General features: G+C 71.1%; 19 protein-coding genes. 4 read left to right on the top strand and 15 right to left on the bottom strand.

What is annotated here, in order from left to right; genetic code table 11:
* Positions 1-58: 58 nt before the first annotated feature.
* Together cysQ and nudE are read right to left on the bottom strand one after the other, a co-directional pair.
* Positions 59-874: a 3'(2'),5'-bisphosphate nucleotidase CysQ gene (gene cysQ, locus WAF18_RS05125; RefSeq protein WP_337244176.1), complete on the bottom strand. Its 816-nt coding sequence runs from the start codon at positions 872-874 to the stop codon at positions 59-61.
* Positions 867-1418 carry an ADP compounds hydrolase NudE gene (nudE, locus tag WAF18_RS05120; RefSeq protein WP_183427527.1) on the bottom strand — a complete coding sequence of 184 codons (552 nt, stop codon included), beginning with the start codon at positions 1416-1418 and terminating at the stop codon, positions 867-869. Before nudE ends, cysQ begins: the two co-directional genes overlap by 8 nt.
* A 53-nt stretch (positions 1419-1471) precedes the next feature.
* On the opposite strand from nudE, the gene bioA reads away from it, so the two are divergent.
* Together bioA and WAF18_RS05110 are read left to right on the top strand one after the other, a co-directional pair.
* The gene (gene bioA, locus WAF18_RS05115; protein ID WP_337244175.1) at positions 1472-2899 is read left to right on the top strand and encodes an adenosylmethionine--8-amino-7-oxononanoate transaminase; all 1428 of its coding nucleotides are present in this window, start codon (positions 1472-1474) and stop codon (positions 2897-2899) included.
* Positions 2890-3624, top strand: a complete 735-nt coding sequence (locus tag WAF18_RS05110; RefSeq protein WP_337244174.1) for a 16S rRNA (uracil(1498)-N(3))-methyltransferase — start codon at positions 2890-2892, stop codon at positions 3622-3624. The genes bioA and WAF18_RS05110 overlap by 10 nt, the downstream gene beginning before the upstream one ends.
* 34 nt (positions 3625-3658) lie before the next feature.
* Here WAF18_RS05110 and WAF18_RS05105 read toward each other — a convergent pair whose 3' ends face one another.
* The 7 genes from WAF18_RS05105 to WAF18_RS05075 are packed head-to-tail and all read right to left on the bottom strand — an operon-like array spanning position 3659 to position 14333.
* Positions 3659-4123: a chemotaxis protein CheW gene (locus tag WAF18_RS05105; protein ID WP_337244173.1), complete on the bottom strand. Its 465-nt coding sequence runs from the start codon at positions 4121-4123 to the stop codon at positions 3659-3661.
* On the bottom strand, positions 4120-5436 hold the full coding sequence (locus WAF18_RS05100; RefSeq protein WP_337244172.1) for a chemotaxis protein CheB: 1317 nt from the start codon (positions 5434-5436) through the stop codon (positions 4120-4122). The genes WAF18_RS05105 and WAF18_RS05100 overlap by 4 nt, the downstream gene beginning before the upstream one ends.
* Complete coding sequence (locus WAF18_RS05095) at positions 5429-10921, bottom strand: Hpt domain-containing protein (RefSeq protein WP_337244171.1); 5493 nt, start codon at positions 10919-10921, stop codon at positions 5429-5431. The genes WAF18_RS05100 and WAF18_RS05095 overlap by 8 nt, the downstream gene beginning before the upstream one ends.
* A 13-nt stretch (positions 10922-10934) precedes the next feature.
* Positions 10935-12956: a methyl-accepting chemotaxis protein gene (locus WAF18_RS05090; protein ID WP_337244170.1), complete on the bottom strand. Its 2022-nt coding sequence runs from the start codon at positions 12954-12956 to the stop codon at positions 10935-10937.
* 36 nt (positions 12957-12992) lie between these two features.
* Complete coding sequence (locus WAF18_RS05085; protein WP_337244371.1) at positions 12993-13523, bottom strand: chemotaxis protein CheW; 531 nt, start codon at positions 13521-13523, stop codon at positions 12993-12995.
* Positions 13524-13552: 29 nt separating this feature from the next.
* Positions 13553-13918, bottom strand: a complete 366-nt coding sequence (locus WAF18_RS05080; protein WP_183427535.1) for a response regulator — start codon at positions 13916-13918, stop codon at positions 13553-13555.
* Positions 13919-13928: 10 nt separating this feature from the next.
* Positions 13929-14333: a response regulator gene (locus tag WAF18_RS05075; protein WP_337244169.1), complete on the bottom strand. Its 405-nt coding sequence runs from the start codon at positions 14331-14333 to the stop codon at positions 13929-13931.
* A gap of 159 nt (positions 14334-14492) precedes the next feature.
* Here WAF18_RS05075 and gshB point away from each other — a divergent pair, with 159 nt between their 5' ends.
* Entirely contained in the window at positions 14493-15434 is a 942-nt protein-coding gene (gene gshB, locus WAF18_RS05070) for a glutathione synthase (protein ID WP_337244168.1), read from the top strand.
* A 59-nt stretch (positions 15435-15493) separates the two neighbouring features.
* Positions 15494-16363, top strand: coding sequence for an energy transducer TonB (locus WAF18_RS05065; protein WP_337244167.1), 870 nt, complete (start codon positions 15494-15496; stop codon positions 16361-16363).
* Positions 16364-16459: 96 nt separating this feature from the next.
* Here the strand turns inward: WAF18_RS05065 and WAF18_RS05060 are convergent, their stop codons facing one another.
* From WAF18_RS05060 to mrcB, 6 genes are all read right to left on the bottom strand, one after another.
* Positions 16460-17266, bottom strand: coding sequence for a class I SAM-dependent methyltransferase (locus WAF18_RS05060; protein WP_337244166.1), 807 nt, complete (start codon positions 17264-17266; stop codon positions 16460-16462).
* Positions 17263-17868 carry a signal peptidase I gene (gene lepB, locus WAF18_RS05055; RefSeq protein ID WP_337244165.1) on the bottom strand — a complete coding sequence of 202 codons (606 nt, stop codon included), beginning with the start codon at positions 17866-17868 and terminating at the stop codon, positions 17263-17265. The genes WAF18_RS05060 and lepB overlap by 4 nt, the downstream gene beginning before the upstream one ends.
* 105 nt (positions 17869-17973) lie before the next feature.
* Complete coding sequence (gene tsaB, locus WAF18_RS05050; protein ID WP_337244164.1) at positions 17974-18678, bottom strand: tRNA (adenosine(37)-N6)-threonylcarbamoyltransferase complex dimerization subunit type 1 TsaB; 705 nt, start codon at positions 18676-18678, stop codon at positions 17974-17976.
* A complete protein-coding gene (locus WAF18_RS05045) occupies positions 18675-20756 on the bottom strand; it encodes an ATP-dependent DNA helicase (RefSeq protein ID WP_337244163.1) in 2082 nt (693 codons plus the stop codon). Before WAF18_RS05045 ends, tsaB begins: the two co-directional genes overlap by 4 nt.
* A 20-nt stretch (positions 20757-20776) precedes the next feature.
* Positions 20777-21304 (bottom strand): hypothetical protein, encoded by a 528-nt coding sequence (locus tag WAF18_RS05040; RefSeq protein ID WP_337244162.1) that lies wholly within the window; start codon positions 21302-21304, stop codon positions 20777-20779.
* Entirely contained in the window at positions 21301-23787 is a 2487-nt protein-coding gene (mrcB, locus tag WAF18_RS05035) for a penicillin-binding protein 1B (RefSeq protein ID WP_337244161.1), read from the bottom strand. The genes WAF18_RS05040 and mrcB overlap by 4 nt, the downstream gene beginning before the upstream one ends.
* Positions 23788-23896 lie beyond the last annotated feature (109 nt).

Below are 23896 nucleotides of genomic sequence, written 5' to 3'. Positions count from 1 at the left end.
CGATTTCTTGAACATAGCGGGCAGCCCGAAAAATCGACTCTGACCCCGGCTCTGGGCGTCAGAGCCATGTGCGCCAGGGGAGGTCGGGGTCGCCGAGGGCGATGAAGTCGCCGTTGAGCAGGGTCGGGCGCTGGTTGTAGCGGAAGGGCCGGCCGTCGGGCGCGAGCACGGCGCCACCTGCGGCTTCCAGGATCGCCTGCCCGGCCGCGGTGTCCCACTCGGAGGTCGGTCCGAAGCGCGGGTAGACATCGAGGGCGCCTTCGGCGAGCCGACAGAACTTCAGCGACGAGCCGAGCGGACGCGGCTCGATGTCGCCGATCCGTGCCAGTACCGCTGCGGTCCGCGGATCACGATGCGAGCGGCTGGCGGCGACCCGCAGCGGGCCAGCCATGCCTGCGCTCCGGCGCGCACGCATCGCGGCCTCGCCGCCGCCATCGCGGCGGAAGGCCCCGACGTCCGGCATGCCGTACCACAGCGCGCCGGTGACCGGGGCCTGGATCACCCCGAGGATTGCGACGCCGTCGTCGATCAGCGCCAGGTTGACGCTGAACTCGCCGTTGCGCTTGACGAAATCCCGAGTGCCATCGAGCGGGTCGACCAGCCACATCCGCCGCCAGGCGCGGCGCTCGGCCGCCGGCACCGTATCGGCCGCTTCCTCCGACACGACCGGAATGTCGGGCGTGAGCCGCTGCAGGCCGTCGACGATGACATGGTGCGCGGCGAGATCGGCCGCGGTCACCGGGCTGTCATCGGCCTTGGCGACCACGTCGAAAGCGTGTGCGTAGACCGCGAGGATCGCCTCGGCGGCGCGGTGCGCGATTGCGATCGCGCCTTCGACGATCGCAGCCTCGACCGGCGCGCGGCCGTCAGCCACCGTAATGGCGCAGCCAGTCGCGGACGATGAACAACGCGGCGATCGAGCGTCCTTCCGAAAAGTCCTCGCGCAGGATCAATTCGTGCAGCGCATCGAGCTTCCACGGCACCACGTCCAGCTCCTCGGGCTCATCGCCGGGCAGCCGCTCGGGATACAGGTCGCGCGCGAGCACCAGGGTGGCCTGGTGGCTCATGTAGGTCGGTGCCAGGCTCAGGCTGCGCAAGGCATCGAGCCGGCGGGCGCCGTAGCCGGCCTCCTCCTTGAGCTCGCGGTCGGCGGCCTGGATCGGCGTCTCGCCGGCGTCGATCCGGCCTTTGACCAGCCCCAGCTCGTAGCGATGCATGCCGGCGGCGTACTCGCGCACCAGCAACACGGTTTCCGCGTCGATCAACGGGACAACGATCACCGCGCCATGGCCACGCCCGTGCAGGCGCTCGTAGCGTCGGCGCTCGCCGTTGGAGAACTCCAGATCGAGCTGCTCCATCCGGTACGGGCCGGCGTCGTGCTCGGTGATCCCGTGGATCGTCGGCAGCCGTCGGCTCACGCGCGCACGCTCCGGCCTGCACGGCGCCGGCGCTGCGGGGCGATAATGGTGGGATGACAGGACAGATCCACGATCCGGCCATTCTAGCCGACGGCAACGACTGGCGGACCCGCGACCTCGCCGCGGTCTGGCACCCGTGCACGCAGATGCGCGAGCACCCCGATACGCAACCGCTGCTGCCGATCGTGCGCGGCGAGGGCGCCTGGCTGGTCGAGGCCGGCGGTCGCCGCATCCTCGACTCGGGCAGCAGTTGGTGGACCAACCTGCACGGACATGCCGAGCCGCGCATCGCCGAGGCGATCGCGCGCCAGGCACGCACGCTCGAGCAGGTGATCCTGGCCGGCTGCACCCACCCCGCCGCGGTCGAGCTGGCCGAACGGTTGCTGGCGCTGGCCCCGCGCGAGCCCGGACGGGCGCCGTTGTCGAAGGTGTTCTACGCCGACAACGGCTCGGCCGGCGTCGAGGTCGCGCTGAAGATGGCGTTCCAGTGGTTCGCCAACCGCGGCGACGCGCCGCGGCGGACCAAGTTCGTCGCGCTGCGCAACGGCTATCACGGCGAAACGCTCGGTGCGCTCGCGGTCGGCGACATCCCGTTGTACCGCCGGGTCTATGCGCCGTTGCTGTGCGAGTCCCTGTTCGCGCCCTCGCCCGACGCCTTCGAGGCCCGCGACGGCCAGAGCGCCGCCGGGCACGCCGAAGATGCGGCCGATGCGCTGGCGCGGCTGCTCGATGCGCACGCCGGCGAGATCTGCGCGCTGATCCTCGAACCGCTGATCCAGTGCGCGGGCGGCATGCGCATGCACGACCCGGTGTACCTGCGGCGCGTGCGCGAGCTGTGCGATGTGCACGGCATCTTCCTGATCGCCGACGAGATCGCAGTCGGCTTCGGGCGCACCGGCACCCTGTTCGCCTGCGAGCAGGCGCCCGGCAACGCCGGCACGCCCGCCGGCATCCAGCCCGACCTGCTGTGCCTGTCGAAGGGCCTGACCGGCGGGTTCCTGCCGCTGTCGACGGTGCTCACGACCCAGGCGCTGTACGACGGCTTCCTGGACGCCTCGCGCGAGCGCGCCTTCCTGCACTCGCACAGCTACACCGGCAATCCGCTGGCCTGCGCCGCGGCCCTGGCCTCGCTCGACATCTTCGCCGCCGACGACACGCTCGCGCGCAACCGCGACACCGCCGCGCGCATGGCCGCGCTGGCCGCGCAGGTCGGCGCGCACCGGCATGTCGCCGACACCCGCCAGACCGGCATGGTCGTCGCGTTCGAGCTCACCCGCGAGGGCAACCGCACGACGCCGTTCGATCCGGCGCTGCGCATCGGCCTGCGCGCCTACCGCCATGCGGTCGAGCGCGGCGTGCTGCTGCGCCCGCTGGGCGACATCCTCTACTGGATGCCGCCCTACTGCATCGACGAAGACCAACTGCAACTGCTCGCGCAGGTCACCGCCGAGGCCATCGAGGTGGCGACGTCGTGCGCGTGATCCGGGCCTTCGTCGACCTGCCGTTGCGCGAGGGCGACACGATCACGTTGCCCGACGATGCCGCCGCGCACCTGGTCCGCGTGTTGCGCCTGCGCGAGGGCGAACGCTGCGTGCTGTTCAATGGCGACGGATACGACCACGAGGCGCAACTGACCCGGGCCGACAAGCGCGGCGCGGCCGCGCGCATCGGCACCGGCACGCCGGTCGCGCTCGAATCGCCGCTGCGCATCGTGTTGCTGCAGGGCATCGCGCGCGGCGAGAAGATGGACTGGATCCTGCAGAAGGCCACCGAACTGGGCGTGGCCGCGATCGTGCCGGTCTCGAGCGAGCGCAGCGAGGTCCGGCTCGACGCCGAGCGCGCCGGCAAGCGGCACGCGCACTGGCGCAGCGTTGTGGTGTCGGCCTGTGAGCAGAGTTGGCGCGCGTGGGTGCCCGGGGTCGCCGCGCCGCAATCGCTGGCGGCGGCGCTGGCCACGCTGCCGCCGAGCACCGGCCGCTGGTTGCTCGATCCCGAAGCGACCGCGGGCCTGACGACGATGCCCACCCCGGCCGGCGAGCTGGTGCTCGCGATCGGCCCGGAGGGCGGCTGGTCGGCCAACGACCGCGCGGCGCTCGTCGCCGCCGGCTTCGCCGGGCTGCGCCTGGGCCCCCGGATCCTGCGCACCGAGACCGCGGGCATCGCCGCGATCGCCGCGCTGCAGGCGCGTTTCGGCGACCTGGGGTGAGGCCGAGTCCGGCCTGCGCCAGAATCGGTCCGACCTAGTCCACGACCTCGCGCACCGCGCGCTCGAGCACATCCAGGTCCGGGATCTGCGCGCGCTCCTCGCCCAACTGCACACGGGCGCGGACTGCGAACGGCAACGGTGCGGCATGCGCGCCATCGGCGCCGCGCAATTGCGCGGCCGAAACCGTCACCAGGCGTGGGAAGCCCTGGGTCGACAGCGCGAGATACGGCAACCGCGGATCGCCGCCGAGCGCCTTGAGCACGACCACCTTGTTGCCGGGGCCGGCCGCCTCGTCGCCCTGCGCCGACAGCGCTGCGAAGTCGACCAGCGGCAACCGCCAGCCGCGCCAACGCAAGCGCCCGGGCAGCCACGCCGGCGCACCGGCGATGGGCTCGGGCAACGAGTACGACAGCACCTCGGAGATCGTCGCATTGGGCAGCAGCAACTGGGTCACCCCGGCCCGGATCAGCACGCAGCGGATGTCGGTCGCCGCGCTCACAGCGACCAGCCCTCATGCTGAGGCGCGCCGGCGCCGGGCATCCAGCGTTCGATCACCCAGGCGGCGAGCGTCGGCGGTGGCCCTGTCCGATGGCCGCGTGCGTTCAACGCCTGGCCGGTAGTGGGGTCGTAGCACCCTGCCCCGTCCTGTCCGATGACCAGCGCGCCCTGCCAGGTGGGCGCCGTGGCCAGCGGCACGAGCGCGGGATCGGCGCCGCTGAGCAGCAGCCAGGCACTGTCGGCGGCCGGCATTGCCTGCGTGATCGCAGCGGGGTCGCCACCGGCGGCGAAGCGCAACTGCGCGCCCGTGCGCAGCGGCTGCAGGTCCGGCGGCAGCACGTACACCGCACCGGGCGTGATCTCCATGCCAGCCTCGGCCAGATGGACCGGCATCGCCGCCACACGCGCCATCTGCCGAACCAGTTGGTCGTAGCGACCGCTCTCCAGACGCAGCCGCACCAGCACCGGCCGAGGGAACGCTTCGGGCAGCGCAGCGAGCAGTTGCCGGACCGCATCCGGGCTGCCGAGCCCGCCGTCCATCAGGACCAGTCCGCGCTCCGGGCCGTGGCCGTAGCTGTCGGCGTCGGCCAGCGCCAGGCCGGCGATCCGCTGCTCGAGATCGGCCAAGTCGTGGCCAGGCGGGCGCTGCGGCGGCGGGTCGGGCACGTCGGCGAGCCCACGGAACGACGGCAGCAGGTCGATGTCTGCCGGGGGCACCGCAGCCGCGGCAGCATGGTCGCGCTCGGCTGTGTCGACGGATCCGGCGGCCGGTACGCTGTCCGCAACGGCAGCAGGCACTGGCAGAGCTGCGACATCATCGGCCGCGAAGTCGACATCGAAATCGAGCGCGAAGGGGGCGTGCGGCGTGGCGGGCGCGTCGTCGTATTCGGCCGCGACCGGATCGAAGGCATAGCCCGCATGGGCGGGCGACACACCCGACGCCTCGTCGGTCTGCGCCGCCTCAGGGCCTGACTGCGGGGCCTCGCGCAGCCGCAGCTTGGCGCCCAGTTGCCGCACCCAGTGCGCGGCATCGTCGCCACTGCGCTCGAGCACGCGGTCGGCTTCCTCGAAGATCACCGTGCGTCCGGGGTGCGCCAGCACGGGCGTCAGCGCATCGAGCGCCTCGGCGATTGCCGGTTCCAGCGCGACAACGATCGCGGCCGGGGCGAGCGCATCGAGCTGCCCTGCATCCGCCATCAGCGGATCGACCTCCACGGCCGCGGCCGCGCCGGCCTCCACCACGGCGGCCGCGAGCCGGTCGCAGACCGGGCCGGGCCGGGCCAGCACCACCACACGCAGGACAGGGTCACGCATCGTCGGGCTCCAGTCCCAGCAAGGCCTGGACATGCCGCAGGAGCTCGGCCTCCTGGTACGGCTTGCCAAGGTAGCGGTCGACACCGATCTCCAGCGCACGCTCGCGATGTTTGTCGCCGCTGCGGGAGGTGATCATCATGATCGGCAGCGCGCGCAGCCGAGGATCGGCCTTCATCCGCATCGCCAGTTCGTAGCCATCCATCCGCGGCATCTCGATATCCAGCAGCACCAGGTCGGGAATCCGTTCGTCCATGCGCTCGAGCGCGTCGATGCCATCCTTGGCGGTCGCGACCGCCAGGCCCTGCCGCTCGAGCGCGCGGCAGGTCACCTTGCGCATCGTGATCGAATCGTCGACGACCAGCACCAGCGGGACGCGACGGGCCTGCACGGGCGACGCTGCGGCGATGGCCGCGTCGGGCTGCGCCGCCTGTCGGCGCGCCAGCGGCGCGATATCCAGGATCACCACCACCCGGCCATCGCCCATGATGGTCGCGCCGAAGATACCCGGGATCGAGGTGAGCTGAGGGCCGACCGGCTTTACCACGATTTCGCGGTTGCCCAGGATCTCGTCCACCGCAACCGCCGCACGCAGTTCACCGGCACGGATCAGCAACAAGGGCATCTGCAGGTGGCCCTCGGCGCGCGCGGGCGCCTGCCCGACCAGCCGACCCAGGTCGTGGAGCGCGTAGTCCTCGTCGCCGTAGCGGTAGTGTCCGCCCGCGCGCAGCGCGTCGCGGGCGATGCGGCCGACGCCGCGCACCGAGGCGATCGGCACCGCGAAGGTCGTCTCGCCGATGCGCACGAACGCCGCCTGGGTGACGGCCAGCGTCTGCGGCAATCGCAACACGAACGTGCTGCCCGCGCCATCCCGCGACTGGATGTCGACGCTGCCGCCGAGTTGGCGGACCTCGCTGGCGACCACGTCCAGGCCGACGCCGCGCCCGGCCACGTGGCTGAGGGCGCTGGCGGTCGTGAAGCCGGGCTGCAGGATCAACGCATCCAGATCGCGTTCGGCCATCTGTGCCCCGGCCGCCAGCAGGCCGCGCTCGTGTGCGCGGCGACGGATCGCTGCCCGGTCGAGCCCGGTACCGTCGTCGGCAACCTCCAGCACGATCTCCGCGCCCTCGCGGCGAAGCGCGATGCGGATCGCCCCCACCTCGGGCTTGCCTGCCTGTCGGCGCGCCTGCGGCATTTCCAGTCCATGCGCGACCGCGTTGCGCAGCAGGTGCTCGAGCGGCGGGCCCATGCGCTCGAGCACATTGCGGTCGATCTCGCCGTGGGCGCCGGTCAGGTGCAGCTCCACCTGCTTGCCGGTGTCCTGGGCGGCCTGCCTGACGACGCGCCGCAGGCGCGGCACGATGCCATCGAAGGGCACCATGCGCGTGCGCATCAGGCCCTCTTGCAGGTCCGAGCTCACGCGCGACTGCTGCTGCAGCAGCGATTCGTAATGCCGGGTCTGCTCGTCGAGGGTGTGCTGCAGGCTGTCGAGATCGGCGGCCGTTTCGCCCAGTGCACGCGAGAGCTGCTGCAGGGTCGAGAAGCGGTCGAGTTCGAGGGGATCGAAGGCGATGTCGCCGCTGTCGCCCTCGCGCCGATAGCGGGCGACGATCTGCGCCTCGGTCTCAATGTCGAGCCGTCGCAACTGGTCGCGCAGGCGGTCGTTGGTCTGCGCGAGTTCGAGCATCGCGCCGCGGAAGGTCCCCAACTGCTGCTCGAGCCTGGCGCGGTAGATCGCGACTTCGCCGGCGTAGGTGACCAGGCGGTCGAGCAGACCGGCCCGGATACGTACCTGTTCTTGCGTGCCGCGCGCGGCGTCGTCGTCGCCGTCGGCCGAGCGCGTCGGCGCGGGCAATGGCGCCGACAAGGGCGTCAGCGCGGTGTCGCCCTGCGTCTCGTCGATCGGTCTTGCCACATCCGCGGCGCTGCGCGCAATCGCAGCGAACGCGTCGACCAGCCCCGGCGATGGCCCAATGGCCCGCCGTTCCCCGGCGCGCACGAGCATTGCGTGCAACCGGTCGAAGCCTTGTTCCAGCAGCGCGAGTTCGTCTCGACGCATCGGCCGGCGTCGCTCTGCAAGCGTCTCGAGCAGCGTCTCCATCGCATGCCCGAGATCGCCGATGGGCATCAGCCCGGCCATGCGCGCGCCACCCTTGAGCGTGTGCAGGTCCCGTTGCAGGCCGGCGATCGCGGGCGAGGCACCCGGATCGTCGCGCAGCAGCGCCAGCAGACCATCGGCATCGTCGAGCAGGTCGATGCCTTCCTCAACGAAAGTGTCGATCAGGTCGAGATCCAGGTCGGCCTGGTCCAGCGGGCCTTGGGGATCGGGGTCGGAAGAAAGATCGGAAACGACCTCGACCTCGACCTCGACCTCGACCTCGACCTCGGCACCGGTGTCGGTGTCGGTGTCGGTGTCGGTGTCGGTGTCGGGAGCAGCCTCCACCCACGAGGTCGCCGGGGCCAGTGCATCGTCTGCGGACAGTGCTGGCGAGGACAGGCCGGCATCCACAATGGATGGCCCCTCGGGCGGTGGGGCGAGGTCATCGCGATCGCCCGCATCCGGCGCCGTGACAGGCGCCATGTCGTCGACCTGGGGAGGCGCGACGTCGACCGGCCGATGCGCGACAACCGCCTCTCGCAGTGCCCTCGCGGCGTATCGATGGCGCTCGTCGGTGAGGACCGCCGCGTCGATCGCGGCCTGGCGCTGCAGCGCCGACCGCTGTTCGGTCTCGCGGCGACCGCGGTCGAGGTGCTCGGTCGCCGACCAATCCGCGTCGGCTTCGATGTCGGCTTCGATGTCGGCTTCGATGTCGGCTTCGGCGTCGGCGTCGGCTTCGGTGTCGGTGTCGGTGTCGGTGTCGGTGTCGGTGTCGGTGTCCGAGTGTGCGGGCACCCACTCTTCGGCGGTGACGTCCTCGACGTCCGACCGATGCGTGTCGCTGCGCGCGTCTGCCTGGCACGCGTCATCGTCGTTCCGCGCCTGCTCGACACCGGCCTGCTCGAGCTCGGCCTGTTCGAAACGCAGGCCATCGCGCAGCGCACCCGCCGCGTCGTCCCCATCGTCCAGAATCGGTGCGTCCACGATCGGCGCATCGAAGTCGGCGATGTCGTAGCCCGACACCGGTGACGCATCGAGCCGGTCGCGGACGACGCCCAGGCGTGCCGCCAGGGCGGGCAACACCGCAATCCGCGGATCGTCGTCGTGCAGCCGCGTCAGCGCCTCGCGCAGCGCACGACACAACGCGTCGATCGCATCGACCGCTTCGGGATCGGGCACCGCCGGCGTGGCCACCAGCCGCCGGGCGTAGTCTTCGGCCGGCGCCAGCAACGCACCGACCGCCGGGACCTCGGCCATCGCGAACGCGCCGTGCATCGTATGCAGCGCGCGCAGCAGCCGTTCGACGTCGAACGCGTCCCCGGCGCGCGCCGCGTCGATCCAGGCATCGACGGTCAACAGATGTTCGTTGGCCTCGGCATCGAGGATCTCGAGCAGCAGCGCGTCGATCTGTGCCGGCACCGTCTCGCCGGGCTCCACGGGGCGCGGTGCTTCATCGGTGGACGCGGCCTGCGCCGTGGCCTTCGATGCAGGCGACGAGACGTCCGAACCATTGGCCGCAATGTCGGCGACCCTGGCGGCGACCGCGTCCACATCGAGCAGTAACGGCGCCTGGCCGCGCAGTGCCGCGTCCAGGGCGGGCAATGCCTGCGCGGCCACGTCGACTGCCGCCACGATGGCGGGGCCAGCTGGATGCAGGCCGTCGATCACGCGATTGAGCAACGATTCGACGCGCCAGGCGAATTCGCCCAGCTCGACCGCGCCGACCAGCCGTCCATTGCCCTTGAGTGTGTGGAAGACGCGGCGCACCTGCCGCAGCCGCTCCGGATCTCCTGGCTGGCGCCGCCACTCGGGCAACAAGGTGCCCAGATGGGCGATCTCGTCGGCAAGTTCTTCCAGGAAAATCTCCCGGATCTCGTCGTCGATATCGTTGCCGACGGCAGCGAAGCCGCCCCGCGGTGGCGCCTGCGCCTCGCGTGCGGACGCCGACGCCTCATCGACCACCTCGGTGTCGTCGGTCGACGGGCGGTCGCCGTCGCCATGCGCGTCGAGACGTCCATCCGCATCCCGTAGATGCGGCGCTGTGCCGGGCAGCGGCCAGTATCCCAGCGCCTGCAGGCGGCTGCGGGCGACGTCGAGGAACCGGTCGCGGTCGGGCCGTTGCTCGCCCATCCCTTGAAGGAACGATTCCAGGCTCGCAACCGCGTCGGCGAAGGCGTCCAAACGCCCCGCCTCCGGTACCTGCGACCCGGCCAGGAGTTCGCGATCAACGTACAGGCGCACGCCATCCAGGCAGGCGGCCGCCTGCAACTGTTCGAGGATCGCCAGTGCCCCGGCCACCTCGATCAGCAGGCCCGGCACCGCCAACAGCGCGGTGCGATCCCATTGCCGATCGACGAACACGACCAGCGCTTCGCGCGCCTCGGCGAACGCCGCGATCGCCTCGCCGATCGCCGCCGCCCGGGAGCGCTGCGCCTCGGCCGCGAGCGCACCGTCGGCCGCGGCCGCATCGCCCAGTTGCGCGGCCTGGGCATCGAGCGTGTCGTCGATGTAGAGCAGGGCGCCGGCGATGTCGAGCAACGCCGCTTCGTCGGCCGGCACTGCGCCATCGGCGATCGCCTCCAGCGCCTCGCACTGCTGCGCGACCACCGCGCGCGCGTCATCGAGGCCGATCATGCCCAGGGTGTCGGCCACCGTGGCGAGCCGGGCCGACTGCGGCCGCAGCGCGGCCGGATCGCGCACGCCAGTACGTAGATGCAGATCGAGCGCATCCTTGACCTGCAGCAGTTCGTCTTTGATCGCCCCCGTCACGGTGCCGAGCAGGGCGCGATTGCGCCCGGCCAGGCTGCCGCGCGCATGGTCGAGTTCAGCGTCGCTGGGGCGCGTGTCGCTCGGACCGAAGGCCTGGCGCAATGCATCGAGCGTGTCGGCCGGCACATCGGCCGGGACGGCGGCCTCCCCCTCGTCCTGGACGCCGATGCGCGGCGTGTCCGCCGTTCCGGCGTCGAAGAACAGACGCTCGTCCAGCGCCGAGACGCTACGCGCGGCGCGCAGGTCGTTGAGCAGCGGCAACAGCACGATCGGGATGTCGCGATGACCGCCCTGCAACCGTTCGAGATAGTCGGGCAGCAACAGCAGGCCGCGCAGCAAGGCCGAGGCCGCCACGTCACGATCGCCCACCTCGTCCCGCTGCAAGGCCTCGACCAGCCGTTCCATCTCCTCGGCCACGAGTGCCGGCGCCTGCAGTTCGACCATGCGCAGCGTGCCGGTCGCCTGGCGCAACCCGGCAGCGCAGTGACGCAAACGCGTGCCATCGTCGGGCGCTTCGACGAAGCGCTCCAGTTCCATCCGCGCCTGGCGCAGCACCTCATCGAGCTCGGGCTTGATCCAGCCCAGCATCGTGTGGTCGATGGCGTCGCGCAGCCCGCTCATGCGTCCGTCCGGCTCAGGTCGGCAGCTTGAAGTCGGCGACCGAACGGCGCAGGTCGGCGGCGAGCTGGGCGAGATTGCCGATCGACTCGGCGGTCTGGCTGGCGCCGCGCGATGTCTGCGCAGTGATCGACTGGATCGTGTGCATGGCCTCGGTGATGTTGGTCGCAGCCGAGGACTGCTGCTGCGCAGCCGAGGAGATGCCCTCGATGAGATCGGCCAGGCTCGTCGACACGCTCTCGATCTCGCCCAGCGCGGTGCCGGCGTCCTCCGCCAACCGCGCCCCTGCGACGACCTCGGAGGTCGTCTGCTCCATCGAGGTGACCGCCTCGTTGGTGTCGGACTGGATGGTCTGCACCAGGGTCTCGATCCGGCGTGTGGCGCCGGTCGCACGCTCGGCCAGGCGCTGCACTTCGTCGGCGACCACCGCAAAGCCGCGCCCCGCCTCGCCGGCCGAGGCGGCCTGGATCGCGGCGTTGAGTGCCAGGATGTTGGTCTGCTCGGAAATGTCGGTGATCAGTTCGACGATCGAGCCGATTTCCTGCGAGCTCTCACCCAGGCGCTTGATGCGCTTGGAGGTTTCCTGGATCTGGTCGCGGATCGAATCCATGCCCGCAATCGTCTCGCGCACCACGCCGGCACCCTTGGTCGCGATGCGCACCGAGCGCTGGGCGACGTCGGCCGACTCCGATGAATTGCGCGAGACCTGGTCGATGCTGACGGCGATCTCATTGATGCGGTCAGACGCCGAATTGATCTCATGCGCCTGATGTTCGGCCGCCTCAGCCAGGTGCATCGCGGTTGCGCGGGTTTCCTGCGCGCTCGAGGCGACCTGCACCGAGGTGTCGTTGATGGTCTGCACCAAACTGCGCAACTGCTCGATCGCGTTGTTGATCGAGTCGGCGATCGCGCCGGTGATGTCCTCGGTCACCGAAGCCTTGACGGTCAGGTCGCCCTCGGCCAGCGCGCCCATCTCGTCGAGCAGGCGCATGATCGCTTCCTGGTTGCGGTTGTTGAGCTCGAGCGAGGTCTCGTAACGCCGGCGCTGGGCGCGATTGAGCTCGGTCACCAGGCCGGCGATCGCGGCCAGCGCCAACAGGCCGGCGACGATGCTGACCCACACGTTGCCCAGCAGGCTGCGGTCCTGCAGCGAGCCGAACGCGGTGAAGGCGTTGAACAGCGCCTCGCTGTCACTGAGCAGACGATCGGAGCCAGTCACCAGCTCGCCGGCCGCCGCCTGGGCCTGGAACAGCGGCTCGCTACTGGCCAGGATCGCTTCCAGGTCGGTGCGCATCTGTGCCCAGGCCTCGTCGGCCCGTGCCAGCGCCGCGAGCGCATTGCCGTTGGTCAACGCCTGTAGCTCGCGCGTCGCGTCGCCCTCGCGCAGGCCGGTCATCACCTGCTGGAAATCCTCGACGTTCCGGCGCAGCCCCTGGCCGGCGACCGTGGCGACCGCGCCGCCGGCCTGCACTTCGGTCACCCGACGCGCCATGTCGCCGGCGATCACCACCTGGCGCAGCGCCATGTACACCTGCGAGGACGGCGAACCGCTGCTCGACATCGCCCGCACCAGTTCATCGAGCAGCGCCTGCAACTGCGGCACCCGCTGACTGAAACGCTCGGCATGGCCGGCGAACGCGGTGACCGCCGCTTCGCCTTCGGCCAGCCGCGCCGCACTCTCCCCCAACGGTTCCCAGGTCGCGGCGACCTTGCGGATCGGGCCGGACACGCCCGCGGTGCTGCCGTAGCGCTCCTCGAGCTGGCGGATGTCGCGCTCGATCTGCGCCCGGGTGGCGTTGAACGCCGCGAAGGCGACCGCGTTGCCACGTGCCGCTTCCGAGCCTTGATTGGCCAACCGCTGGCTGTCCACGCGCAGATTCGAGGCCGAGAGGCTGGCACTGCCGAGCTGGGCGGCGCGCCAGGTGCCGTAGCCGGTGTTGAGGACGAGGATCGTGCCGGCGACGATCATCATCGCGACCCAGAAGTTCGTGCCGAGAATGCGTCGCTTGCCTGCGCGGGGATCGACCACTGTGCTCATGCCTTGCGTTTCCTGATCGTGGTGCGCGCCGCGGCGTCAGGCCGCGGCATGTCTGAACTCGGGCGTGCGAACCAAGCGGTCGAGGCTGAAGACGCCCCAGACCGCGCCGGCCTGCGCGTAGGCGCGATCGACGAAGTGCGCATAGCGCCCCGTGGCGATCGGGTCGGCCGGCACCTGGTCCTGTTCCAGGAAGCTGCGCTGACCGAACAGCGCGTCGATCGTCACCGCGACATCGCCGCCGGGCTGGCGGACCAGCAACATCCGCTGGCCGTCCTGCGGCGCACTGCGTTCGCCTTCCAGGAACTGGCGCAGATCGACGATCGGCAGCAAGGCGCCGCGCACATTGCCCACCCCGAGCATCCAGGGCTGGGCGCCGGGGACGGGCGTGATCGGCGGCATCGTCAGGATCTCGACGACCTCGTCGAAGGCCGACGCCAGCAACCGACGGCCGATGCGATAGCCCACGCCTCGCCACAGGCCGGGGGCGTCCAACTGCTCGGGCAGCCCGACGACGTGCGCCAGGCTGCGTCGCTCAAAGTCGGCCAGCAGCGCGAACGCCTCTGGCACCGGTGCCGCAAGATCGGGCGCCGCGGCGTTCACCCGCCCAGGACCTGGCGGATCTGCGCGATCAATGCCACTTCGGTCGGCGGCTTGACCAGATAGCCCTTCGCGCCCTGGCGCAGCCCCCACATGCGGTCGGTCTCCATACCCTTGGTGCTGACGATCACCACCGGGATGGCCGCCGTCTGCGGATCGCGCACCAATGCGCGGGTGGCCTGGAAGCCGCTCATGCCCGGCAGCACGACGTCCATCAGCACCAGGTCGGGCCGCTCGCTGCGGCACAACGCGATGCCGTCCTCGGCATTGGCGGCCGCGAGCACTTCGTAGCCGTGCCGCTCCAGCCACTGGGTCAGCACCGCGGTGTCGGTGGGCGAGTCCTCGATCAACAGGATGCGAGCCATGCCTTTCCCCTCAGGCGTCGACGTGGTGACGGATCGCATCGAGCAACTCCTCGCGCGTGAACGGCTTGGTGACGTACTCGTCGGCACCGACGATCCGACCCCGCGCCTTGTCGAACAACCCGTCCTTGGATGAGAGCATGATGACCGGTGTCGCGCCGAAGCGGCGGTTGTTCTTGATCAGCGCGCAGGTCTGGTAGCCGTCGAGTCGGGGCATCATCACATCGACGAAGATGACCTGCGGTGCGTGCTCGACGATCTTGGCCAGGGCCTCGAAGCCGTCGACCGCGGTCACCACGTCGGCGCCTTCCCGGCGCAGCAGCGTTTCGGCGGTCCGTCGAATGGTCTTCGAATCGTCGATCACCATCACCCGCAAGCCGTCGAGGCATCCGGTGGATGATCTGTCGTCACTGCTCATGCGGTTGCTGTCCCCTGCCCGACGCGCCGTTCGGCGCCGCAGCATCGCGGAGTTATATCCCAGCCGGTCGCTGGGCTGTCAAGCGTACACGCCCCGATGCCCGGTGCGCCGAAAACAGCCCTGCTAACATGCCGACTTCCCCTCTGTCTGGATGCCGGCATGTCGCTCAACGTCGTCGTGGTGATGGACCCGATCGGGTCGATCCGGATCGCCAAGGACACGACGTTCGCGATGCTGCTCGAGGCGCAGCGGCGCGGCCACCGCCTGCAGTACGTGCTGCCCGGCGCCCTGGGCATGGACGGCGGCCAGGCCGTGGCCACGCTGGCGCCGTTGACCGTGCGCGACGATCCCGCCGACTGGTTCAGCCTTGGCACGCCGTCGATGCATCGCTTCGGCGAGGGCGACGTGGTGCTGATGCGCAAGGATCCGCCGGTCGATCCGGAATTCATCAACGACACCCAGATCCTCAGCGTCGCCCAGCGCCAGGGCGCGCAGATCGTCAACGATCCACAGGGCCTGCGCGACATGAACGAGAAGCTTGGCGCGCTCGCGTTCCCGCAGTGTTGCCCGCCGACGCGGGTCGCCCGCAACGCGGCCGCCCTCAAGGCCTTCGTCGCCGAGCACGGCCAGGCGGTGCTCAAGCCGCTCGACGGCATGGGTGGACGCTCGATCTTCCGCGCCGCGGCCGGCGACCCGAACCTCAACGTGATTCTCGAGACCCTGACCGATGGCGGCCGCCGGCTGGCGATGGCGCAGCGCTACCTGCCGGAGATCGTCGACGGCGACAAGCGCATCCTGCTGATCGACGGCATGCCGGTGGACTACTGTCTGGCACGGATCCCGCAGGGCGACGAGTTCCGCGGCAACCTGGCCGCCGGGGGTCGCGGCGAGGGCCGGCCGCTGAGCGAGCGCGACCGCTGGATCGCCGCCCAGGTCGGCCCGACGCTCGCCGCGCGCGGCATGCGCTTCGTCGGCCTGGACGTGATCGGCGACTGGCTGACCGAGGTCAACGTCACCAGTCCGACCTGCGTGCGCGAGCTCGATGCGCAGTTCGGTCTGAACATCGCCGGGCAGCTGTTCGACGCGATCGAGCGCGGATGACACCGGACCGGTCCCGGATCGCCCCGGATGCGCATCGCTAGCGCCGGCGACGCCAGGCCGTGACCGCCGCGTCGCCGCCGCGGATCGGCGACGACGCGCGCCTGGACGCGACGCTGGCGTTGTCGCTGCTGGTGCACGGGTTGCTGGTGCTGGGCATTGGCTTTTCGACCGAAGACGCCGCGCCGGTGGTGCCGACGCTGGACGTGATCCTGACCGAGACCACGAGCCCGCTGACCCAGGCCCAGGCCGATTTCCTCGCCCAGGCCAGCCACCAGGGCGGCGGCGAGGACACGCGCAGCCTGCGGCCGCGCGAGCCGCGGCCGGGCTTGCTGCCGCAACCCGAGGCCGGCGTCGCGCCACGCCCGCTGCACGCGCAATCGCCCGACACCCGACCGACGCCGCGCGAACGCGTCGTCGCCAGCGCACGCGGTCAGACCCACGTGGAAAGTCCCGATCCCACGCCCCAGGCCGAACGCCGCACGCTGCCGCCCGGCCCCGAACGGGTCGAACGCGACCTGGAGATGGCGCGCCTGGCCGCGGAGATCCATCTGCGCTCGGAGCGCTACGCGCGCAGGCCCAAGCGCAAGTTCGTGTCCGCCAGCACCCAGGAGTACGTCTATGCCACGTACCTGCGGCAATGGGTGGACCGGGTGGAGCGCGTGGGCAATCTGAACTACCCCGACGAGGCCCGCCGACGGGGTCTGGCCGGGCGCCTGGTCATCAGCGTGGCGATCCGCCGCGACGGTTCGGTGGAGCGTGCCGACGTCATCCGCAGCAGCGGCGTGCCCCTGCTCGACGACGCCGCGCTGCGGATCGCTCGACTCGCCGAGCCCTACCCGCCGTTGCCGCCGACCGACGAGCAGATCGACATTCTGCACGTCACCCGCAGCTGGAATTTCCTGCCCGGCGGCGCCCTGGTGGACGACTGAGCCCATACCGCGCATTGCCGAGTCCAGGTCTGCCGACGCGCATCGCGAGGCCGCCCGACACCGCAGGATGCGGCTGGGCGCAGTCACCCGCAGCGGTCACGCCCCGGCAGGCACCCGGCCGGCAACGGCATGGGCCCGCGCGCCGAGCGTGATCGTGCCGTTCGCGGGATCGAGCGGAAGTTCAGCGCGAACCTCGGCGGCGAACTGTGCGGCCTCGTCCGGCCGCAACCGGGCCAGTTGCGGGCCGACGCTGGGGGCCCCCAGCACGGTCTGCCAGTAATCGTCGAAGTCGGCGAAGGTACGCCGCACCTCGATCGAATGGGTCCGCACCTCGCACAGGCCGGCGCCGGCCCACAATGCCTGCAGCACGTCCAGGCGCGAGGCCTCCGGTGACGGCGGCGCGGGCACCGCGACGCCCTGGGCGCGAAGCCGCGCCTGCAGCGCGTGATAAGGAAAGCCGCCGCCGGGCATGTCCCAGGCATAGGCCGAGACCAGCGCACCGGGACGTCCGACCCGCGCCATCTCGGCCACGCCGCGCGCCGGCTCGGGCACGAAGAAGATCACCAGCGGCATGACCAGCGCGTCGACGCTGGCCGCCGGAAAGGGCAACGCCATCGCGTCGCCGACCAGCAGATGCGCGGCATCGACGTCCAGCCGCGTCCGCGCGTGCGCCAACTGCGCGGCGGACGGGTCGATCCCATACACCCGCGCCGGGGCGCAGCGTGCGATCAGCGCTTGGGTGAACGCGCCGTTGCCGCAGCCCACATCGAGCCAGTCCAGGCCCGGCGGAGGCGCCAGCCAATCGAGGAACCGGTCGCCGGCAAGCCGACTCCAGATGCCCATGTAGCGTTCGTAGCGTGCACCATCGTCGAAGCGGATCTGTCCGCGGGTGGTCGTCGTCACAGCGGGCTCCAGCCCGGGCCTTCGCCCCGACGCCAGAACACGCCGCGGGCCTGACCGTAGATCGCGTCGCTGGGCACCACGCCGAACCAACGGCCGTCGAGGCTCGCGCCGCGATGGTCACCGAGCACCAGCACATGCCCTGCCGGCACCCGCAGTCCATGGATGTCCGCCCCCCCGCCGTCCGCCAGATCGAGCACGGCCTGGCGCGTGCCGAAATCCTCGGGCGCACCGGCCACCGGCGCGAGCGCGACCCCGTTGATCGACAGATGGCCATCGATGAGATCGACCCGGTCGCCACCGGTGGCGACGACCCGTTTGATGAGCCGGATGCCATCGGCCGGCGAGCGGAACACGACCACGTCCCCGCGCGCTGGGTGGTCGCCCGGCCACAGGATCCATTCGGTGAAGGGCACCCGCAGGCCGTAGGCGCGCATGTCGACGACCACGCGGTCGCCCGGCTGTAGCGTCGGCGTCATCGAGCCGCTGGGCACGTGATAGTGATTGGCCAGCGACGAGCGCGCGATCAACAACAGACCGAGCAGGACAATCAGCGGCAGTCCCTCGCGACGCAGCCAGCCGCGCACGCGCCGGTCAGGGCGCATCGTGGCTGATGGGCGAGCACCTGCAGGAGACGGCGAAGACATGGTCGGCTTCCGCATAGGGGGTGGGCTCAGGATAGGACAGTCACAGACGTCCTTGGGTTCCGCTCAGCGCGCCGCGCGGCGCGCCTGCTGCTCGGCCAGCGTCAGTGCGACATCGTTGCGCAGGTAGGCCGGTTCGACCCGCTCCGGTGCGACCGCCTCGCCGCGGGCGAACGCAGCCGCCGCCAGGGCGGCAAGATCGGCGGCCTGCGGCAACGCGGTCGCGTCGATCCGCGCTGGCGAGGCTCCCAGACGCGCCGCCAGCACGCCGTCGGCGACACCGAAGCCAGTGCCGACGCCAGACCAGGCCGCGCCCGTCCCCGGCAGTTCGACCGTGTCGGGGGCACCGACACGCTCGTCGGACATCGCCTCCGGTCCGTCGGCCCGCATTGCGAATGCGGCGCGGTACACCTCGCCCATGCGCGCATCGATCGCCGCAAGCACGTGTGCGCCCTCGCCCACGCCGGCACGCATTGCGAGCACGGCCAGCGTCGAGACGGCGACGACCGGGCGATCGAGCGCCAGCGCCACGCCCTGCACCAGCGCGATACCCAGGCGCACGCCGGTGAACGCGCCCGGCCCCCGACTGACCGCGACCGCGTCGAGCTGTCTACGCGCGATCCCGGCCTCCGCCAGCAAGGCCTCGGCCCACGGCAGCGCCAGCTCGGCATGGCGCCGCGGCGCGATCTCGCTGCGGTGGAGCACGCGGCCGTCGTCCCAGAGCGCGACGGAGCAGGCCTCGGTGGCGGTTTCGAACGCGAGTAGTTTCATGACGGCTGGGACTCGGGATGCGGGAGGGCGGCGTCGGTCTCGCCGGCGAGGATTGTCGCAGCTGGCGCGGCGAAGAACGCCTCCACATCGGCGATCTCGCGCGTGCGCGGCAGCGGCGGCAGCGAGTCCAGGAACAGCGCGCCGTAACCGCGTCCGAGCAAACGCGGATCGCACAGCACCAGCACGCCGCGATCGGCCTCGGTGCGGATCAGCCGGCCCACGCCCTGCTTGAGGGCAATGACGGCCTGCGGCAATTGCTCATCGCGGAACGGATTGCCGCCGGCCCGGCGGATCGCATCGAGCCGCGCCTCGAACACCGGGTCGTCGGGCGCGGCGAACGGCAGCTTGTCGATGACCACCACGCTCAATGCATCGCCGGCGACATCGACGCCTTCACGGAAACTCGCCGCGCCCAGCAGCACGCCGTTGCCAGACTCACGAAAGCGCTGCAGCAGCACGTGCCGTGGCGCCTCGCCCTGCACGAACAGCGGCCAGGGACAGCGCGTGGATGCACGCAACAGCACCGCGGTCTCGCGCAGCGCGCGGTGCGAGGAGAACAGCACGAACGCGCGCCCGCCCGAGGCATGCAGCACGGGCAGCAGCGCGTCGACCACCGCGGCGGTGTAGCCGGGCGCGGCCGGTGTGGGCAACCGCGGCGGCAGATAGCACAGCGCCTGGTGCGCCCAGTCGAACGGACTCGGCGCAAGCAGCGTCTGCGGTGCGTCGAGCCCCAGCCGCTTGGCGATGTGTTCGAAGCTGCCGTCGACCGCCAGCGTCGCCGACGTGAACACCCAGGCCGCCTGCGACACCTCGCGATGCGCACGCAGCGGGGCCGACACGTCCAGCGGCGTGCGCTGCAGGCGAAAGCCGCGCGGCGTCAGCTCGTACCACAGCACGCTGTCGTCGCCGGGGTGCTCGGCGGGGCTCGCTTCGGCTTCGGACTCGTCAGTGGCCTGGGCATCGTCGAACATCGCAGCCGACGCGGCGCCGTCGTTCCAGCGCCGCAGCCGGGTCAGGCACAGCGCGGCGCGGGCATGGCAGGCGTCGAGCCCGGGCGAGGCCTCGCGCAGGGGTGCCAGCACATCGCGCAGGTGCACCAGGGCCTCGTCGAGCGCATGCAATGCATCCTCGACCGCCGGCTGGTACAGCGCCCGGTAGCGGGTGCCGCGGGCCGGCAGGCCGTCCATCGCCATCCGCAGTCCCCGCGCCGCGCCGTCGAGCGCCTGCGCAGGCAACTGCAGCACCGGCAGCGCGCCCGGCACGTCGCGGCACTCGGCCACGGCGTCGCGGGCCAGTTCGACCAGCGGCCGCGCACTCAGGCCTTCGCCGAAGAACTGCGCGGCCAACTCAGGCAACTGGTGCGCCTCATCAACGATGAAGGCCTGGGCACCGGGCAGGATTTCGCCGAATCCCTCCTGCTTGAGCGCCAGATCGGCGAGCAGCAGGTGGTGGTTGACGACGACCACGTCCGCGGCCTGCGCGCGCTGGCGCGCCTGGACCACGAAGCACTCGCTCCAGAACGGGCAGTCGTTGCCCAGGCAGTTGTCGACGGTGGAGGTGACCATCGGCAGCAGCGGCGTGTCCTCGGGCAGGCCGTCGAGTTCGGCGACATCGCCCAGCCGCGTCCGCCCGGCCCAGGCGACGATGCGCTGGAATTGATGGATCTGATCGCGCGTCGCCAGCCGCGGCGCGCCACGCGCCTGCTCCAGCCGATACAGGCACAGGTAGTTCGCGCGCCCCTTGAGCAGCGCACTGCGCAGGCCACTGCCGAGCGCGTCGCGCACGCGCGGCAGGTCGCGATGATAAAGCTGGTCCTGCAGCGCGCGCGTTCCGGTCGAGACGATCGTCTTGAGCCCCGAAAGCAGTGCCGGCACCAGGTAAGCAAAGGTCTTGCCGGTGCCCGTGCCGGCTTCGGCCAGCAGCGTGGCGCGTTGCTCGATGGCGTCACCGACCGCCATCGCCAACGCTTGCTGCGCCGCGCGCGGGCGGAAAGCCGGAATGTGCGCGGCCAGCGGCCCGCCTTCGACCAGCGCCTCGCGGCTGCGTGCAGCCAGGCCGTTGGCGTCCGCTGCCGACACCCCGACGTCGCAGTCCCGAATCAGTAGCGCTGCGGGCCGGCGACGCGGCAGCCGTCGGCCTGCGTGCGGGCCGCGGTCGCGCCGCTAGCATCGCCCGAGGCGAGCCGGACCTGCTCGAGCGTGATCCAGTGCCGGCGACACAGCGGGCCGACCTGGCTGCCGATCGCGTGCGCACGCTCGGCCAGCTCGGCCGCCCGCGCGAACTCGCCTTGCAGGATCGCAAGCTCGGCGCGCTCCTGCAGCAGTGCGGGGTCGTCGTGCACGATCTCCAGTGCCTGATCGAGCGCGGCCGCAGCGCCGGCCACATCGCCCTGGCCTTCGAGTGCGACCGCGTGCTCGCGCAGATCCTCGACCATCGGATCACGCAAGGGCTGCACCGCCAGCTCACCGTCACCGTCGCCGCTGGCGGCGCGGATCGCCGCGACCATCGTCTGCGGCGCGACAGTGTTCGCCGGCGCTGCGGCCGGGGCGGATGCAGGCGGCGTGGTGCACGCAGCCAGTGCGAGCACGGCAGCGCAGCAGGCACCACGCAACAGGAAGGCGGTCATCGGGGGAGTTCCTCGGTGGGCGGCTGAGCCGCGGGTTGCGGCGGTGATTGCGGTTGCGTCGGCGCGGGCGGTGCCTCGTCGCGATCGCGGCGGCCGAAGCCGAACCACTCGCGCCAGCCGCGCCGTTCGGTCTCGATCGGCGCGCCATTGGCGTCGACCGGGTTGCCGTCCTGGTCGATGTAGGTCGGCTGGCCGTCCTGTTCGTAGCCGCGGCAGGACTGGTACGGCGGCGCGTAGCCGGCGACGAACGCGAACCGGCGTGCGCCCGGACAGTCGGCATCGGTCGCGGTGGATTGCGCCACCCACTGCCACTCCAGGCCCTCGCTGCCCACGTCGAGCGGCGCACTGGGCAGCCGCGAGAACAGCCCCGACCACACCCGCATCGCGCCAGTCGCCCCGACCAGCCCGGTCTGCGCGTTCTGGTCATTGCCGACCCACACCACGCCCAGATGGTCGCCGGTCCAGCCGGCGAACCAGCTGTCGCGTCCGTCGTTGCTGGTGCCGGTCTTGCCGGCGGCGTTGAGCCGGCCGAGGCCGTCGTTGACCAGCCGCCGCGCGGTGCCCGAGGTCACCGCGTGCTGCAGTGCGATCGTGACCACGCGCGCCGACAGCGCGTCGCTCTGCTGCGCGGGGTTGGGCTGGATGTCGTAGCGGTTGACCACACGCCCCTGCTCGTCGATGACGCCGCGCACGGTGCGCAGCGTCTGCACTTCACCACCCGATGCCAGGAACTGGTAGAGCTGGGCCATTGCATAGGGGCTCTGGTCCATCGCGCCGAGGATCAATGCCGGATTGGCCTCGGCGCGGATGCCGGTGAGCATGTGCACCACATCGGCCAGCGCGCGCGGGCCGACATCCATGCCCACGCGCACCGTGGACTGGTTGTACGAGTTGGCCAATGCGTCGATCAGCCGCACCGTGCCGTGACTGCGGCCGTCGGCATTGCCGGGCGACCAGCGCTTGCCGTTCTCGAGCGTGACCGTCACCGGCGAGTCGTCGACCCAACTGGCCAGCGAATAGCGGGTCGGGTTGCTGAGCGCGATCAGATAGACGAACGGCTTGAGCAGCGATCCGACTGGGCGGTGGGCTTCGAACGCACGATTGAAGCCGTGCTCGCTCGGCACCCGGCTGCCGACCGCAGCGATGACCTCGCCGGTATGCACGTCGGTGACGACCAGGCCGGCCTGCAGTTCCGGGCGTCCGCGCGTGCCCAGATCCTTGAGCGTGCGCACGGTCGCGCCCTCGGCGTAGGCCTGGGCGGACGGCACCATGGCGCTCATGACCGACAGCCCGGCGCCCTGCAATGCGCCGGCCGGATAGTCGTTGGCCAGCTGGCGGCGGATCAGGTCGACGTAGGCGGGGAAGCGATTGGCGGCGATGTTGCCCGGCGTGTCGGTCACCCCCAGCGGGCGGGTCAGTGCCCGGTCGTAGGTGGCCTGATCGATGAGCCCGCTCTCGCGCATCTTGCCCAGCACGAAGTCGCGACGCACCTGCGCACGTTCGGGCTGGCGGCGCGGATCGTAGTAGGACGGGCCGCGGATGATGCCAACCAACAACGCGACCTGTTCGGGCTCGAGATCGTCGATCCGGCGCCCGAACCAGAACTCGGCGCCGGCGGCGACGCCGTGGATCGCCTGCGCGCCGCGCTGGCCGAGGTAGACCTGGTTGAGATAGGCCTCCAGGATCGCGCCCTTGTCGTAGCGCGCCTCGATCAGCAGTGCGTAGAGGATCTCGTTGAACTTGCGGGTGTAGGTCTGCTCGCGGCCGATGCCCAGCAAACCGCTGCGCGCGAGCTGCTGGGTCAGGGTACTCGCGCCCTGCCGCGCTTCGCCGGCGCGCAGGTTCACCAGCGCCGCACGCGCCATGCCGCTCAGGTCGATGCCGTGGTGGTGCGCGAAGTCCTTGTCCTCGACCGCCTGCAGCGTGTCGGTCAGCAACTGCGGCACCTCCTGCACGCGGACCAGGCGGCGCTCCTCCTGCTGCTGTCCGTACAGGGTGGCGATGCGCGCCGGGTCCAGCCGCGCGGCCTCGATCGCACCGCCCTCGCCATCGCGCAGCCGCGTGATGCGGCCGCCCGACAGCGACACCTGCACGCGCGCAGGCGCGACGACGCCGTCGACATCGCGATAGCCGCGGCTTGCGATCGTCCAGCGTGCCCCCTCGGTGGCGTAGGTCCCGGGCTTGACCCCGTCACCTTCGCGGTAGCCGGCCGCGGCCAGTTCGGTCTTCAGCGTCGCGGCATTCATCGCCACGCCCTGTGCCAGATGCAGCGGCCGGGCATAGACGCGCGTGGGCATCTGCCAGCGCAAGGCGCCGAACCGCTCGCCGACCTGATGATTGAGGTACAGCGTGTAGGGAATCAGGAAACCGAGTCCCAGGCCGATCAGCGCCAGCATCCAGCTCAGGAGGCGGCGGTGCCAGGTCGACGGCGCTGCGCCGTCATCGTCGAGATCGTCGTCGTCTTCGTAATCGATCCGGGCCATGGATGTCCTGCACCCGCGGCAGCGGGTCGATGTGGGTGACACAATAGCGCCCGGCAGTCTATCCCAGCGCCTTCGGGCGGGATCGGGCGGCCTCCCGACCAGTCAGCTG

Origin of the sequence: Luteimonas sp. gir (assembly GCF_037198055.1) — a bacterium.
GTDB lineage: Bacteria > Pseudomonadota > Gammaproteobacteria > Xanthomonadales > Xanthomonadaceae > Luteimonas > Luteimonas citri_A.
This window is presented reverse-complemented; position numbering and strand designations above follow the sequence as displayed.

Coding starts and splice junctions, on each gene's coding strand:
- bioA (WP_337244175.1), top strand. CDS start 1,472: ATGACAGGACAGATCCACGATCCGGCCATTCTAGCCGACGGCAACGAC.
- WAF18_RS05100 (WP_337244172.1), bottom strand. CDS start 5,436: ATGCGTGACCCTGTCCTGCGTGTGGTGGTGCTGGCCCGGCCCGGCCCG.
- WAF18_RS05095 (WP_337244171.1), bottom strand. CDS start 10,921: ATGAGCGGGCTGCGCGACGCCATCGACCACACGATGCTGGGCTGGATC.
- WAF18_RS05090 (WP_337244170.1), bottom strand. CDS start 12,956: ATGAGCACAGTGGTCGATCCCCGCGCAGGCAAGCGACGCATTCTCGGC.
- WAF18_RS05080 (WP_183427535.1), bottom strand. CDS start 13,918: ATGGCTCGCATCCTGTTGATCGAGGACTCGCCCACCGACACCGCGGTG.
- WAF18_RS05075 (WP_337244169.1), bottom strand. CDS start 14,333: ATGAGCAGTGACGACAGATCATCCACCGGATGCCTCGACGGCTTGCGG.
- gshB (WP_337244168.1), top strand. CDS start 14,493: ATGTCGCTCAACGTCGTCGTGGTGATGGACCCGATCGGGTCGATCCGG.
- lepB (WP_337244165.1), bottom strand. CDS start 17,868: ATGCGCCCTGACCGGCGCGTGCGCGGCTGGCTGCGTCGCGAGGGACTG.
- tsaB (WP_337244164.1), bottom strand. CDS start 18,678: ATGAAACTACTCGCGTTCGAAACCGCCACCGAGGCCTGCTCCGTCGCG.
- WAF18_RS05040 (WP_337244162.1), bottom strand. CDS start 21,304: ATGACCGCCTTCCTGTTGCGTGGTGCCTGCTGCGCTGCCGTGCTCGCA.
- mrcB (WP_337244161.1), bottom strand. CDS start 23,787: ATGGCCCGGATCGATTACGAAGACGACGACGATCTCGACGATGACGGC.